Source organism: Tardiphaga sp. (assembly GCF_028290785.1).
In the GTDB taxonomy this organism is placed as follows: Bacteria; Pseudomonadota; Alphaproteobacteria; order Rhizobiales; family Xanthobacteraceae; genus Tardiphaga.
Window position 1 is genome coordinate 1 of sequence record NZ_JAQGJD010000285.1, and the last position, 15,570, is coordinate 15,570.

The following is a 15,570-nucleotide window of genomic DNA, read 5'->3' on the forward strand; positions in this document are numbered from 1 at the left end:
TCTGGCCGAGGCCGGCCTGGGTGGTCTGGAACACCGCTTCATAGGTCAGCGTTCCCGAGCGCGACAGGATGCCGACATTGCCGGGCTTGAAGATGTTGGCCGGCATGATGCCGATCTTGCTTTCGCCAGCAGTGACGACGCCCGGGCAGTTCGGCCCGATCAGGCGCGACTTGGAGCCGGACAGCGAACGCTTGACGCGCACCATGTCGAGCACCGGAATGCCTTCGGTGATGCAGACGATCAGCGGGATGCCGGCGTCGATGGCTTCACAAATAGCGTCGGCGGCGCCCGGCGGCGGCACGTAGATCACCGACGCGTCGGCGCCGGTCTTGTCGCGGCACTCGGCGACGGTGTCGAACACCGGCAGGTCGAGATGCTTCGAGCCGCCTTTACCCGGCGAGGTGCCGCCGACCATCTTGGTCCCGTAGATGATGGCCTGTTCGGAGTGGAAGGTGCCGTTCTTGCCGGTGAAGCCTTGGCACATCACCTTGGTATTCTTGTCGATGAGAACTGACATCGGCTTACTTTCCCTTCACGGCGTTGACGATCTTCTGCGCAGCGTCGTCGAGATCGTCGGCGGGCAGCACGTTCAGGCCGGATTCACGAATGATCTTCTTGCCTTCCTCGACATTGGTGCCTTCGAGGCGGACCACGAGGGGCACCTTGAGGCCGACGGTCTTCACCGCGGCGACGACGCCGGCGGCAATGATGTCGCACTTCATGATGCCGCCGAAGATGTTGACCAGGATGCCCTTCACCGAAGGGTCCGAGGTGATGATCTTGAACGCCGCGGTCACCTTCTCCTCGGTGGCACCGCCGCCGACGTCGAGGAAGTTGGCGGGGCTTTCGCCGTACAGCTTGATGATGTCGAGGGTGGCCATCGCGAGACCGGCGCCGTTGACCATGCAGCCGATGGTGCCGTCGAGCGCGATGTAAGCGAGGTCGTACTTCGACGCCTCGATTTCCTTGGCGTCTTCCTCGGTGGTGTCACGCAGCGCCACGATCTCCGGGTGGCGGTACAGCGCGTTGCTGTCGAACGACATCTTGGCGTCCAGGCACTTCAACTCGCCGGTCTTGGAGACGATCAGCGGATTGATCTCCAGCATGTCCATGTCCTTGGCCAGGAACGCGGTATAGAGCTGGGTGATCAGCTTGCCGGCCTGCTTGGCGAGATCGCCGGTCAGACCGAGCGCCTGCGCCACGGTGCGGCCGTGATGCGGCATCACGCCGGTGGCGGGATCGACCGAGAAGGTGACGATCTTCTCAGGCGTGTTGTGGGCGACGTCCTCGATGTTCATGCCGCCTTCGGTGGAAACGACGAAAGCCACGCGCGAGGTCTCGCGATCGACCAGCAGCGAGAGGTAGAACTCTTTCTCGATGTCGGAGCCGTCTTCCAGGTAGATGCGGTTGACCTGCTTGCCGGCGGGGCCGGTCTGCTCGGTCACCAGGGTCGCGCCGAGCATTTCCTTGACGAACTGCTTGGTCTCCTCGATCGACTTGGAAAGGCGGACCCCGCCCTTCTCGCCGGCCGAGGCTTCCTTGAACTTGCCCTTGCCGCGGCCGCCGGCGTGGATCTGGCTCTTCACCACCCACAACGGACCGCCGAGCTCCTTGGCGGCGGCTTCGGCTTCCTCAGCCTTAAGGATCGGCACGCCCCTGGAAACCGGCACGCCGAATTCCTTCAGCACGGCCTTCGCTTGATATTCATGGATGTTCATATAGTCGCTCCCGAACCCCGGATGGTGAACCTGGAATATACGTCAATTTCTGATCTGGCATACCGTATACCAGGCATGCCGCAAGTCAAAGCCGCAGAGTTCAATCGTGAAGCGCTCATGGGCTCGGGGCTCGCAGTGCCTGCCAATGTCGCCAGATGCGGAACCGGCACCCCCAGGGTGCCGGTAATCAGGTTAGGCCTTAGCCGCCGAGCAGGTCCGGCGCGATCTTCTTGCAGGCATCGACCAGACCCTGGACCGACGCCACCGACTTGTCGAAACCTTCGCGGTCCTTGCCGGCGAGTTCGATCTCGACAATGCGCTCGACGCCCTTGGAGCCGATCACGACGGGGACGCCGACATACATGTCCTTCACGCCGTATTCGCCGTTGAGGTAGGCGGCGCAGGGCAGCACGCGCTTCTTGTCCTTGAGGTAGCTCTCGGCCATCGCGATGGCGGAAGCGGCGGGGGCGTAGAATGCCGAGCCGGTCTTCAGCAGGTTGACGATCTCGGCGCCGCCGTTGCGGGTGCGATCGACGATCTCGTCGAGGCGGGCCTGCGAGGTCCAGCCCATCTTGATCAGGTCGGGCAGCGGGATGCCGGCGACCGTGGAATACTTCACCAGCGGCACCATGGTGTCGCCGTGGCCACCGAGCACGAAGGCGGTGACGTCTTCGACCGAGACGTTGAATTCATCGGCGAGGAAGTAGCGGAAGCGCGACGAGTCCAGCACGCCGGCCATGCCGACCACCATCTTCGGGGGCATGCCCGAGGACTTCTGCAGCGCCCAGACCATCGCGTCGAGCGGGTTGGTGATGCAGATCACGAACGAGTTCGGGGCGTACTTCTTGATGCCGGCGCCGACCTGCTCCATCACCTTGAGGTTGATGCTGAGAAGATCGTCGCGGCTCATGCCGGGCTTGCGCGGCACGCCGGCGGTGACGATGCAGACATCGGCACCCTCGAGCGCTTCGTACGAATTGGCGCCGGTGAAGTTGGCGTCGAAACCATCGACCGGCGACGACTGCGCGATGTCGAGCGACTTGCCCTGCGGCACGCCCTCGGCGATGTCGAACATCACCACGTCGCCGAGTTCTTTCAGGCCGATCAGGTGAGCCAGCGTTCCGCCGATCTGACCGGAGCCAATCAATGCGATCTTGTTGCGCGCCATGGGAAATCTGTCCTTTTAGGCCGAAGGGGATGGGATCAGGAAGGCAATTCTGACTGGCTGGTTATCCCTTTCACGGAAACCGTTCAAGTCGCAGCCCGTGCAATTGTCCGGCGCCGGGCTGCATTGCGTTTTTCTGGTGCTGGATTTGAAGGTTGGATGACCTTTCGCGGGGACGACCGTGGAGAGGCCGTACCTACGTCTCCACCAGCCCCGTGGACGCTCCGCCCGCGGTGGAGTCGCTGCGGCCGTGGGGCAGCGCCAGGTAGGTTTCCGAACCCATCTCGAACAACCGCGACGCGGTGCGCGCGAACTCCATGGCCTCGAACCCCTCGCTGGCCCGATACAGCGCATGCGGCTCCGCCGCCGCCGAGGCCATCAGCTTCACGGCATTGTCATAGAGCGTATCGATCAACGCGATGAAGCGCTTGGCGGCATTGCGATCGCCGTAGTCCATCATCGGAATCCGGTCGATGAACAGCGTGTGATAGTCATGCGCCAGCCGCAGATAGTCGGAGGCGCCGAGCGGCTTCTCGCAGAGGTCGCCAAAGCTGAAGCGCGCCACGCCCTGGGCCTCGCGCGGCACGTGCAGCGTGCGGCCCTTGATCGAAATGTCGCGCGGTTGGCCCGGGGTGCCGCCGGTGAGCTTCAGGAAGGTCCGGTCGAGCGCCGCCTCGGCGGCATCGTCGGCAGGCACCAGCCAGGTCTTCAGGCCGGCGAGCTTTTCCATCCGGAAGTCGGTGCGCGAATCGAGCCGCAGCACCGCCATGTGGTCCTCGATCTGCTTGATGAACGGCAGGAACAGCGCGCGGTTCAACCCTCCCTTGTAGAGGTTGACGGGCTCGACGTTGGAGGTGGCGAATACCACGGTGCCCTGTTCGAACAGCCGCGCAAACAGCCGGCCGAGGATCATCGCGTCCGCGATGTCGGTGACATGGAATTCGTCGAAACAGAGCAGCCAGGCTTCGTCGAAGATCGAACTGGCGGTCAGCGCGATGACGTCGCCGTCGGGCAGCTCGCCCTTCGCGATCTGCTGGCGGAAGCCGTAGATGCGTTCGTGCACGTCGGCCATGAATTCGTGGAAATGCCAGCGCCGCTTGTGGCTCACCGCACTGCTCTGGAAGAACAGATCCATCAGCATGGTCTTGCCGCGGCCGACCTCGCCATGGACATACAGTCCGCGCGGCGGGCCGCCATTCTTGTCGGCGAACAGCCGGCCGATGAAGCTCTGCTTGCGCGGCGGCTTGTAGGCGGCCAGCGCGGCATCGAGTTGCGCGATGGCCTCCACGGCGCGCGCCTGCGCCGGATCGGCCTCAATGGCGCCGGAGGCAACGAGCGCTTGATATTGTTCGCGGAACGACGTCGGCTGGACAGAAGACATGGCGCCTAACGGCCCCACGGCAATGGAAATTGCAAGATGCGAATTAGGAGGAGAGGCATGCGCTGCCTTCCTTTTAGCCCCCGCGCCGGGAAGAAGAAGCGAACGCTTCAACAAAAAGGGCGGCCCGCAGGCCGCCCGATTAGCAAATCACGTGGGCACTGACGCCGGTCAGTTCGCCTTGGTGGTGGGCTTGTCGGCGTCCGGCTTGGCATCGTCGGCGGCCGGCGGCGCGGCGGAGGTCGCGGTGACCTTGATACCGTGCAGCAGGTCGGCGGCGGCCTTCAGCGCCTTGTCGTTCTTGGCATCCGGCGGCACGTAGGACTGCGAGCCGGTCTTCTCGTCGCCGTCGTTCTTCAGATGGCCGCGCAGCGAGGCTTCGCCCTTGGTGTCGGTGCGCGACTTCAGCTCATCCGGCACGTCCTGCAGGATCTCGATGTCGGGCACGATGCCCTTGGCCTGGATCGACTTGCCCGACGGCGTGAAGTAGCGCGCCGTAGTCAACCGCAGCGCGCCGTTGCCGGAGCCGAGCGGGATGATGGTCTGCACCGAACCCTTGCCGAACGAACGCGTGCCGATGGTGGTGGCGCGCTTGTGGTCCTGCAATGCGCCGGCAACGATTTCCGATGCCGAGGCGGAGCCGCCGTTGATCAGCACGACCACCGGCTTGCCCTTGGCGAGATCCCCCGCATGGGCGGTACGGCGCTGGGTTTCCTCGGCATTGCGGCCGCGGGTTGAGACGATCTCGCCGCGCTCGAGGAACGCGTCCGACACCGTCACCGCTTCTTCCAGCAGACCGCCGGGATTGTTGCGCATGTCGATGATGAAGCCCTTCAGCTTGTCGGCCCCGATCTGCGACGTCAGCGCAGCGACTTCGCGCTTCAGGCCTTCGGTGGTCTGCTCGTTGAAGGTGGTGATGCGGATATAGGCGATGTCGTCGGACTCGACGCGCGCGCGCACCGAACGGACGCGGATGTTGTCGCGTACCAGCGTGACGTCGATCGGGTTGTCCTGGCCCTTGCGGATGATCTTCAGCTTGATCTTGGTGTTGACCGGGCCGCGCATCTTTTCGACCGCCTGGTTCAGGGTCAGGCCCTGCACCGCTTCGTCGTCAAGATTGGTGATGATGTCGTTGGCCATGACGCCGGCCTTCGACGCCGGGGTATCGTCGATCGGCGACACCACCTTGATCAGGCCGTCTTCCATGGTGACTTCGATGCCGAGACCGCCGAACTCGCCGCGGGTCTGCACCTGCATGTCGCGGAAGCTCTTGGCGTCCATGTAGCTCGAATGCGGATCGAGGCCGGTCAGCATGCCGGAGATCGCGGACTCCACCAGCTTGCTGTCGTCGGGCTTCTCGACATAGTCGGAGCGGACGCGTTCGAACACGTCGCCGAACAAATTGAGCTGGCGATAGGTGTCGGAGGTCGCAGCGCGCGCGCTGGTCCCCATGAACACCGCGCGGGGTTGGGTGACGAACAGCGTCAAGGCGGCGCCGGTGGCAGCACTCAGCAGGATTATTGAAGTCTTGCGCATCATCCGCGAACCTTTTCGCCTTCGTTTGCGGCCCACCATGGGCCAGGATCAATGGGAGTTCCGTCCTTACGAAACTCGATATAGAGCACAGGCTGGCTGGCATTGGCCGCGAGCACCGAAGCGACCCGGGAGGTCGATCCCATGACCGCAATCGGCTCCCCCGTGAGGACGAACTGGCCAATGCTTACCGAAATGCGCTCCATCCCGGCGATCAACACATGATACCCGCCACCGGCGTTGAGGATCAAGAGTTGTCCATAGCTGCGGAATGGGCCGGAATAGACAACCCAGCCATCACACGGGGTTGTGACCTGGGCACCGGCCCGGGCGGCCAGCGAAATGCCCTTTTCGACGCCACCGACACCGTCGGAACCGCCGAAATTACGAATTTTCACGCCGTTGACCGGCAGGGCGAACAGTCCCTTGGCCGAGGCGAAGGCGATGGCCGGGCTTAACCGGCCGGTATCCTTGAGAGCGCCAATATTTGGCTTGCCGTTGCTCAGCGCGGCCGGCGTGCCCTGCAGGTCGGCCGTCGCCGCCGCCTTGGCGGCAGCCTTGGAATCCTGCTCCATCTTCGCGATCAGGCCCTGCAGGCTATCGACCTGCTTGGACAGCGCGAGCGCGCGGGCTGCTTCGGCTTCCATGTCCTTCTCGGCAGCGCTTTGCTTCTTCTGCCGCTCGTCGGTGAAGGAGGCGAGCCGGGTCTGGTCGTCTTTCAACTTGTCGCGGTCGGTGGCGAGCTGGTCGCGCTCGGTAGCGATCGCCTTGCGGAGATTCACCAATTCGCCGAGATCGGCGACCAGCCGGTCGGCCCGTCCGCGCATCTCGGGCACGACGGCGCCCAGCAGCATCGCCGTCCGCAATGACTTCAGCGCATCCTCGGGGCGCACGAACAATGCCGGCGGCGCGCGCCGGCCGGCGCGTTGCAGCGCGGAGAGCACTTCAACGATTTCGGCGCGGCGCGATTCCAGCGAACCGCGGATCTGCTTCTCGCGCGTATCGAGCGGGCGCAAGCGCGCCTCGGCGTCATCGATTCGCGCCTCGACGCCGCGCACGCGCGCGGCGATATCGATTAGCTGCTGGCTGAGCTTGCCGCGATCCTGACCGAGGGCTGCGATATCCGCTTTCAGCTTTTCCTGCAGCTCGGCGGCGCTCTTCTGCTGCGCGCGCGCGGCCTCGAGCTCCTGCTCGCGCTGCCGGATGATGTCTACGGACGGCGCGGTCGCTTGCGGCGTCGATGCGGCGACCTGCGCCCGCGCCGGTATCGCGGTCATGCCGGCCATACCGGCCGACAACAGCATGATGGGAAACGACAGCGCGTGCGGCGGGCCGCGGCGAACGGCGTGGAGCTGGGATTGAGTTGGCCGCGGTGACTGCATCGATCGGTCGGCGCCTTTGCTCTGATGTCTCAAACGCGGTGATACGGATGGCCGGATAAAATCGTCGCCGCCCGGTAAATCTGTTCGAGCAGCATGACCCGGACCATTTGATGCGGCCAGGTCGCCGAGCCGAATGCAATGCTAAGCTTGGCTTTGCGCCGCAATTCGGGCGAAAGTCCGTCCGCGCCGCCGATCAGGAAAATAGTGTGCGGCACCGATTCGTCCCGCCATTTGCCAAGATGCCGCGCAAATGTCGCGCTGTCGACACTGCTGCCGCGCTCGTCCAGCGCGACCAGCACGGCTTTGTCCGGAAGCAGCGCCGCAATCGCGGCCGCCTCCTCATGGATCCGGGTGGCGGTATCGCGGGCACGGCTTTCCGGAATTTCATGAACCGCCAGGCCGCGGAAACCGAGCTTGCGGCCGATGTCGTCGAACCGATCCCGGTACCGCTCCGCCAATTCGCGTTCGGGCCCCTGCTTGAGCTTGCCGATTGAAATCACAGCGAGATGCATCAGTGCAGGGTATCATGGTTCATGGAGAAGCTGGCTGCTTGCCCCGGACGCGATGCGAAGTATCGCTTCGCAGAGCGGGGGCCATTGCGGGCTCCGGCGTCGGAGTTTGATACGGGTCCGGCTCTGCGCAGCAGCGTTTCACGCTGCAGCGCGTCCGGGAAAAGAATCAAACCGCCTTCAGCTCGATCTTGGCTTCGTCGGCCGGGGTCGTCCACAACCGTTCGAGATTGTAGAATTCGCGCACTTCGGGGCGGAAGACATGGACGATGACTTCGCCGGAATCGATCAGTACCCAGTCGCAATTCGGCAGGCCCTCGATATGGACCTTCTTGTTGCCGGATTCCTTCAGCCCCTTGGCGACGTTCTCCGCCAGCGAACCGACATGGCGGTTGGAGCGGCCGGTGGTCACGACCATGTAGTCGGAATAGGCCGATTTGCCGCGCAGATCGATGGTGACGGTTTCTTCCGCCTTCATGTCGTCGAGACGCTTGAGGATCAGATCGAGCACCTCGGTGGCGCTGTCGCGAACCTGCAGGCCGACCAGCGCCGCCTTCTTCGCCTTCGTCACCTTGGGCGCAATCGCCTTGGGTCCGGCGGTTTTGGGCTCGGTCGCCTTCTTGGCGATCACGGCCTTCTTGGCGACGGCAGCCTTCTTCGGCGCGGCGGCCTTCGAGGAAACCTTGGCAGCAGGCTTTTTGGGTGAAACAGCTTTGGCCGGGGCCTTCTTTTTGGCGGCGCCGGTCTTTGTCGATACAGAAGTGGCCAGGGACCATTCCTTTCACGGTACGGGGCGCCGAATCCGTCGCCCGGTGAAGAAAGTATGCATGCGGGGTGGCCGGATTCAATATTCCAGCGCCCGCCCTATAGCACTTATCGGGCGAGTGTTGTGGAATTACGTCTTCCAGCTGCCATCTTCGTTGCGCAGCCGGGTCGAGGACAGGCTGAGCTTCAGCCCGGTCAGGAATACCCAGGCCGGCGGCTGCAGGTCGGCCAATGACCCAGCGTCGCGCTCCGGTATCCGGTAGCGCGCCAGGGCCTGGGCGGCGGTGCTAGCCAGTCCGCGAAGCCCCTGTTGCGACCGATCGACCACGGCCATTGGCACTTCCGAGGCGATTCGCTGCCAGTTTTCCCATTTGTGGAACTGGGCTAGGTTGTCGGCGCCCATGATCCAGACGAAATGGGCCTTGGAGCAGCGGCGGCGCAGGTAGCTGATGGTATCGACGGTATAACGGGTGCCGATCGCCGTCTCGAGGCAGGTGACGTCGATTCGCGGATGATCCGCCATGGCGCGGGCGGCGGCGGCGCGTTCGGCGAGGTCGTGCAGGTTGCGCGGATCTTTCAGCGGGTTGCCCGGCGACACCAGCCACCATACCCGATCGAGCTGCAGCCGCTTCATCGCGAACAGGCTGATCGCCCGATGGGCTGCGTGCGGCGGATTGAACGATCCGCCGAGCAGGCCGATCCGCATGCCGTCGCTGTGAAACGGGATGCCCGGGGCGGAGACCGAAGGCTGATGCAATTCAGTCCCCACGCGGGCACACCGGTCGGGTCACGGCCGGGTCTGTCCGGTGCCGTGAATCCGGTATTTGAAGCTGGTGAGCTGCTCCGCACCGACCGGGCCACGGGCGTGGAATTTGCCGGTGGCGATGCCGATCTCGGCGCCGAAGCCGAACTCGCCGCCATCGGCGAACTGGGTCGAGGCGTTGTGCAGCACGATCGCGGAATCGACCTCGTTGAGGAATTGCGTGGCGACCGCCACGTCCTCGGTCACGATCGCATCGGTATGGTGCGAGCCGTGATCGTGGATATGGGCGATGGCGCCGGCGACCCCATCGACGATTTTCGCGGCGATGATGGCGTCCTCGTATTCGGTGTCCCAGTCCTCGTCGGTCGCGGGCTTCACGCGCGCATCGGCGGCCTGTACGGCGGCGTCGCCGCGCACTTCGCAGCCGGCCGCGATCAGCATATCGACCAGTGGCTTGAGGTGCGTCGCCGCCACCGCGCGATCGACCAGTAGCGTTTCGGCGGCGCCGCAGACCCCGGTGCGCCGCATCTTGGCGTTCAGCACGATCGACTTGGCCATCTCCAGCGTGGCGGCATGATCGATATAGACGTGGTTGACGCCCTCGAGATGCGCGAACACCGGCACCCGGGCTTCGGCCTCGACCCGCGCCACCAGGCTCTTGCCCCCGCGCGGCACGATCACATCGACGCCGCCGTTGAGGCCGGTGAGCAGCAGCCCGACCGCGGCGCGGTCGCGGGTCGGCACCAGCGTGATGGCGGCCTCGGGGAGCCCCGCCTCGCGAAGTCCCTGCACCAGGCATTGATGGATGGCGCGGCAGGAGCGGAAACTGTCGGAGCCGCCGCGCAGGATCACCGCATTGCCGGACTTCAGGCACAGCACGCCGGCGTCGGCGGCGACATTGGGGCGACTTTCGAAGATCACGGCGACGACGCCCAAGGGCACGCGGACGCGCTCGATGGTCATGCCGTTGGGCCGCTGCCAGCTTTCGGTGATGGCGCCGACGGGATCGGCGATATCGTGGATGACACGGATGCCGTTGGCCATCTCGGCGACGCGGGCCTCGGTCAAGGTGAGCCGGTCGATAAAGGCGGCGGTGGCGCCACTGGCGCGGACTTCGGCGACATCCTCGGCATTGGCGGCGAGAATCGCCGCAGCCCCGCAGCGGATCGCCTGCTCCATGGCGGCCAGCGCCCGGTTCTTCTGGTCCGTCGGGGCGACCGCCAGCACGCGCGCCGCGGCGCGCGCGGCAAGCGCGAGGTCGTTCATCAGCGACGGCAGGTCGGCCGTGCCTTCGACGGATTTCAGCGAGGCGGTCATGTCGAGCCCGAAGCGGCAGGAAACTCTGACCGCAAAATAGGGACTCGCGGGGCCGAGGTCAAAGCGTGTTCCGCGATGGCTGGCGCGCGAAAGCGCGTCAGGCCGCCCGCACGGTGGCGAGGAAGTCCCCGACTTCGGCCTGCAGCGTCCTGGCCTGCCGGGCCAACTTGTCGGCCTCCCCGAGCAATCCGGACGCCGCCTGGCCGGTGGCTTCGACGGCTTCGCTGACGCCGTTGATGTTTTCCGAGACGTGCTTGGCGGAATCCGCGGCTTCCTGGACGTTGCGGGTGATTTCCTGGGTCGCGGCACCCTGCTGATGCATCGACGCCGCGATGGTGGTGGAGATGTCGTTGACCTCGACGATGGTCATCGAGATCCGCTTGATCGCCGCCACCGCGTCGGCGGTCTCGGCCTGGATGGTCTCGATCTGGGCGCGGATGTCGTCGGTGGCCTTCGAGGTCTGGGTCGCCAGCGACTTCACTTCGGAAGCGACCACCGCGAAACCGCGGCCGGCCTCGCCGGCACGCGCCGCCTCGATGGTGGCGTTGAGCGCCAGCAGATTGGTCTGGCTGGCGATCTGGGTAATGAAGGCGACCACCTCGCCGATCTTCTGCGCGGCATCGGCGAGACCGGCGACGCTGGCATTGGTCTTGTCGCTTTCCTCATTGGCCTTGCGGGCCACGACGGCAGCCTGCGTCACCTGACGGCCGATCTCGGCGATCGAGGCCGCGAGTTCTTCCGACGCCGCGGCGACGGTCTGCACGTTGACGTTGGATTCCTCGGCGCCGGCGGCCACCGCGCTGGTGCGCTGCTGGGTGCTTTCGGCGTTGACCGACATCGAACGCGCGGTGCTCTGCATCGCGGCGGCGGCGCCGGAGACCGCGCCGACGATGCCGCCGATGCGGGCCTCGAAGCCGTCCGCCATCTCGCGCATCGCCTGCTTCTTCTGCCGCTCGGCATCGGCGCCGAGCGCCGTCTGCTCGGCCTGCAGCGCCTGCATCGCCACCGCATTGTTCTTGAACACCTGCACCGCCTTGGCCATTTCGCCGACTTCGTCGCTGCGCGCAGCCTCGGCGATATCGACCGCGAGGTCGCCATCGACCAGCCTGACCATCTTGTCGCGCAGGCCGGACAGCGATCGCGTGATGTTGCGGCTCAACCCGAGGATCAGTCCGCCGGTGATCAGCAGCAGCAGCAGACCAAAGCCGGCGAGGCGATAGACCACGGCGTAGTAATCGGCCTCGAGGTCGTCGATCCAGACTCCGGCGGTGATATTCAGCTTCCAGGGTTCGAACTTCTTGATGAAGGTCATCTTCGGCACCGCTTCGGTGCTGCCCGGCTTCGGGTAGTCATAGACCGCGAGCCCTTCGTCGCTGGACTTCACGGCATTGCGGAGATTCTCCGAGACGTAGCGGCCGTCCGGCATCTTGCTGCCGAGCGAGCCTTCGATTTTCGGCACGCCCGCATTCAGGAACCACAGGCCGTCATAATCGACGATGCCGACATAGGCCGTGTGGTTGTCGAACCACATGCCGCGCCCGACTTCCTTGAAGCGCGCCATCGCTTCGTCGCGAGCCATCTTGCCAGCCTTGACCAGGGCGTCGAACGCCTGCGCCTGCTCATAGGCCATTTCGACGACGGCCTTCAGCTTGCCGATGCGGTCCTGCAGCATCCGCTGATGCAGGATCGTGGTCGCCGCGCCAATCGCACCGGCGAGCGACAGGCCGGTGAGGACCAGCACCAGCAGCAGCTTGGTGCGAATGCGGATTTTATTGATCATGGTCACGGCCCCTGCGAAATCACACGCAGGTGTTGCATGGCGAGACAAAGATACCGTTAACCGCGCGGCGCTGTTCGATGAGAGAACCGCGGGGGCAAATGGTGCCGCAAACAGGACTCGAACCTGTGACCCCGTCATTACGAATGACGTGCTCTACCAACTGAGCTATTGCGGCGAACCAAGCGGCGATTCGGCTTTTGGGCCGGAAACGCTGGCGCATCTGATATCGGTCGGGGCCCCGCTTGGCAAGAAGCCGGATGCTGCGGCAGCCGTAAAACTGGGCCGACGCGCCATCGAGGCGATGGCCGGCCCGACCGCGGGTCAGGCGCCCCAGCGGCCGAGAAAGCCGCGCCAGCCGCCGGCCTGCTGCCCGGCGTTCAATTCGGCAAATTCGTCGCGGAGCTCGTCTTCCTCGACGCCGGGATCGTCCGGCGCGCGCAGGATCGGGATGACGGCCGGGATCGCGGCGGGCCTGGCGGCATCCCTGGCCAGTTCCGGGCGATCACGGAACAGCGAGGGCGGCGCAGCGGGGGCCGGAGGCGGCGGGGGCGGCGGGGGCGGCGCTTCGACCGGGTCGGCCGACGCCTCGGCGGCTGCTTCCGGCTCGGGCCCGGCATCCGGCTCCGGTACATTGTCCTGCAACGGCGCGACCGGCGCCTCGGCCGCAATGGCCGACCGCGGCAGCGTGCGCGGCGGTGGCGCCAGCACGGTCTCGCGAAGAATCTCGGATTCGATAGTGGAGATGTTGTCCGACGGCAGCGCGGCCAGCGGCGTCTGCCACTGGAACGCATCGATCCGGCCGGTCACCGGCGACACCGGCCGCCAGCGATCCGAGACATAGCCATCGGCGGTCCATACCGGATCGTGCAGCGCGCGCACCGCCCGCAGCGTCCAGGCCCGGGCACGGCCGCTGTCGCCGTTCTCGGTGCGCTCGATCTCGGCCATCAGCATCGCCACGCGCTGGGTCGAGTTGGCGGTGAACGGCGCCAGCGCCTCGCGGGCGCGGGTAAATTCCGCGGCGTCGATGGCGGCGCGGGCCACCGCCAGCGCGCTTTCGATATGGCCCGGCGCCTTGGCCGCCAGCGTCTCGACCCGGACCAGCCGCTGTCGCGCGGAATCGCCGAGCTTCACATGGGCATAGGCGTCGGCGAGGTCGGGATGCGGCTGCGCCAGCCAGGCGGTCTCGACGATCTTCATGGAGCGGCGGATCTGGTGCGCCTCGCTCTGGAACTTGCTCGCGAGCACCGCGGCCGGCACCAGAGTCGGCGCCAGCTTGATGGCCTCCATGATGCTCTCGCGGGAAAGATCGCGATCGACCTTCTCCAGCTCCAGCGCGCGGGCCGTCAGCAGCACGCCGCGCTGGCGCCGGAACGCGGCCCGGTCGATCAGGCCGGAAGCCAGGTTGTTGTCGAGGATCGACAGCGCGCCGGTCCAGTCGCCCTGCGCGCAGCGGAAGCCGAGTAGCGCCTGCGACGCCCAGGTCGAGCCCGGCGCCAGCTTCAGCGCCTCTTCTGCGATGTTCACCGCGGCCACGGGATCGTCGCTGCGCTGCGCCTCGATGAACAGCCCGCGCAGGCCGAGCAGCCGGGTGTCTTCGCGCTCCGCCATGGCGCGGAACGCGCGATGGGCGCCGGCGCGGTCGCCGTCGAGCTGCGCCGACTGCGCCGTGAGCAGCAGCGCCAGCGGATCGTTCGACGCCAGCCGCCTGGCGACATCGGCATGTTTGCGCGCGGCATCGCTGTCGCCGTGGCCGATGGCGAGCAGGCCATGGGTGATGGCGTGGCGGCTGCGGGCCAGGCGTTTGTCGCGGCGGCGGCGGCGCATCCGGGCCGGCGTGTGCAACAGCCCGCTCAGGATCGACCAGGCCAATATCGATGCCCCGATCACAAGGCCGAGCAGCAGCGCGAACACCGGCAGCGACGGCGAGGCGCGCAAGCTGCCCCATGTCAGCACCACATCGCCGGGCTGGTCGGCCACCCAGGCGGCACCGGCGGCGGCGAGCGCGATCAAGGCGAGGAACAGAATGATTCGGAGCATCGGATTCCTATGGCGCCGGTTTGGCGAGCGCGGTCATGGCGTCCGCTGCAAATTGACGGGAAGCGGCCAGTGCGGCGTCGCGTGCATCGACGCGGTCGATCCACGGCTGCACCGCGGCGCGATCGGCCGCCGGCAGCGTCAGGAGTTCGCGCCTGGCCTCGGCGATATCGTTGCGGCGGGCGGCAGCGGTCGCGCGCGCGACCACCGCGCTGCGGTTATCACCCGCGACCGCATCGGTGCGCTCGATGTGGAGCAGCCTGACGGCGCCGGCCTGCAGGCGATCGACGATCCCCGTGCCGGTGGTGGTGGTGGCGGCAGGTTCGACGGCCGTCGCCAGCTTCGGCAGCAGCGCCAGCAGATCGCGGCTCAGTGCGGCGGCGTTCGGCACGCCGGTGGCGGCAAAGCCGTCCAGCGCCTTCAGCCCATTGGCATCCGTGGCGAGCGGTTTCGCGGCGTTCAGCGCCGCCGCATAGGGCTCGCTCTGGCGCACCGACGTATCGAGCAGCGAGGCCGCGACGACGCGGCGAAGCGGGCGGTCGTCGGCCGGCTTCGCACTCTGTTGCGCGGCCTCGGTCTTCAGCGCACCGGCGGCGCGCTCGACCTGGGCGAGCCGTTCGCTGATCGGCGACAGGTCCACCGCCGCCACGGCTTCGCGTGGCGCCGATTTCAGATCGTTGACCGCGGAAGCAGCACGCTCCGACTGGCTTTTCGCGGCGGCAAGATCGCCGCGCAGCGACGCCAGGGATTTTTCCAGCGTATCCAGACGAGTGGCGATGGCAGGATCGGGCGAAGCGGTGCCGCTCAAAGGCGCGGCAGGCCGGGCTTCGACCTTGGCGACCCGCGCAGCGAGCGCCTCGAGCGCGGCATCGTCCTGCGATGGCGGCGTGGCCGAACCGGGCCAACCGGCCCATGACGCGGCGCCGAGCAGCAGGGCGGCGACCAGCGCGCCCGTCGCGGCCGGCAGCAGCACCGATGGCCGCTTCGGTTGCGGCGGCGGCGGTTCGGCAGGCGAAACCGGGTCGGCGATGGATTCGGCGGCGGTCTCCTCGACAGCGGCTTCTTCGGCGGCGGCCGGTTCCCCGACAGTCGCAACTTCCTCCGAAACCACCGGTCCGGAAGTCTCGCTGGTCACTTCGGATGCCGGCAGATCGATGGTCGGCGGCGCACGGCGCGGCCTGCCGGGATCCAGCGGTCCAGTCTCAACGGGCCTGTCATCGACCATG

Annotated in this window: 12 protein-coding genes, 1 tRNA gene and 1 pseudogene; all 14 read right to left on the reverse strand. The window is 66.2% G+C overall.

Going from position 1 to position 15,570, the window contains the following annotated elements; genetic code table 11:
- Window positions 1-517: pseudogene (locus tag JWR89_RS17220) on the reverse strand (succinate--CoA ligase subunit alpha); the annotation flags it as partial.
- Between the two features lie 4 nt (window positions 518-521).
- Entirely contained in the window at window positions 522-1,718 is a 1,197-nt protein-coding gene (sucC, locus tag JWR89_RS17225) for an ADP-forming succinate--CoA ligase subunit beta (RefSeq protein ID WP_299718282.1), read from the reverse strand.
- Window positions 1,719-1,917: 199 nt separating this feature from the next.
- A complete protein-coding gene (mdh, locus tag JWR89_RS17230) occupies window positions 1,918-2,886 on the reverse strand; it encodes a malate dehydrogenase (RefSeq protein WP_299718284.1) in 969 nt (322 codons plus the stop codon).
- Window positions 2,887-3,079: 193 nt separating this feature from the next.
- Window positions 3,080-4,264: a cell division protein ZapE gene (gene zapE, locus JWR89_RS17235; protein WP_299718286.1), complete on the reverse strand. Its 1,185-nt coding sequence runs from the start codon at window positions 4,262-4,264 to the stop codon at window positions 3,080-3,082.
- Window positions 4,265-4,432: 168 nt separating this feature from the next.
- On the reverse strand, window positions 4,433-5,800 hold the full coding sequence (locus tag JWR89_RS17240; protein ID WP_299718288.1) for a S41 family peptidase: 1,368 nt from the start codon (window positions 5,798-5,800) through the stop codon (window positions 4,433-4,435).
- Window positions 5,797-7,071, reverse strand: a complete 1,275-nt coding sequence (locus tag JWR89_RS17245) for a peptidoglycan DD-metalloendopeptidase family protein (RefSeq protein ID WP_299718299.1) — start codon at window positions 7,069-7,071, stop codon at window positions 5,797-5,799. Before JWR89_RS17245 ends, JWR89_RS17240 begins: the two co-directional genes overlap by 4 nt.
- 134 nt (window positions 7,072-7,205) lie before the next feature.
- On the reverse strand, window positions 7,206-7,688 hold the full coding sequence (rlmH, locus tag JWR89_RS17250; protein WP_299718290.1) for a 23S rRNA (pseudouridine(1915)-N(3))-methyltransferase RlmH: 483 nt from the start codon (window positions 7,686-7,688) through the stop codon (window positions 7,206-7,208).
- 166 nt (window positions 7,689-7,854) lie between these two features.
- The gene (gene rsfS / locus JWR89_RS17255; protein WP_299718300.1) at window positions 7,855-8,223 is read right to left on the reverse strand and encodes a ribosome silencing factor; all 369 of its coding nucleotides are present in this window, start codon (window positions 8,221-8,223) and stop codon (window positions 7,855-7,857) included.
- A gap of 357 nt (window positions 8,224-8,580) precedes the next feature.
- A complete protein-coding gene (locus JWR89_RS17260; RefSeq protein ID WP_299718292.1) occupies window positions 8,581-9,207 on the reverse strand; it encodes a nicotinate-nucleotide adenylyltransferase in 627 nt (208 codons plus the stop codon).
- Between the two features lie 30 nt (window positions 9,208-9,237).
- The gene (locus tag JWR89_RS17265; RefSeq protein ID WP_299718294.1) at window positions 9,238-10,530 is read right to left on the reverse strand and encodes a glutamate-5-semialdehyde dehydrogenase; all 1,293 of its coding nucleotides are present in this window, start codon (window positions 10,528-10,530) and stop codon (window positions 9,238-9,240) included.
- A gap of 97 nt (window positions 10,531-10,627) precedes the next feature.
- Window positions 10,628-12,310, reverse strand: a complete 1,683-nt coding sequence (locus JWR89_RS17270; protein ID WP_299718301.1) for a methyl-accepting chemotaxis protein — start codon at window positions 12,308-12,310, stop codon at window positions 10,628-10,630.
- Between the two features lie 99 nt (window positions 12,311-12,409).
- Window positions 12,410-12,485, reverse strand: a tRNA-Thr gene (locus JWR89_RS17275).
- A 146-nt stretch (window positions 12,486-12,631) separates the two neighbouring features.
- The gene (locus JWR89_RS17280; RefSeq protein ID WP_299718296.1) at window positions 12,632-14,347 is read right to left on the reverse strand and encodes a heme biosynthesis HemY N-terminal domain-containing protein; all 1,716 of its coding nucleotides are present in this window, start codon (window positions 14,345-14,347) and stop codon (window positions 12,632-12,634) included.
- Window positions 14,348-14,354: 7 nt separating this feature from the next.
- On the reverse strand, window positions 14,355-15,570 hold a 1,216-nt coding region (locus JWR89_RS17285), incomplete at its 5' end, for a hypothetical protein (RefSeq protein ID WP_299718298.1).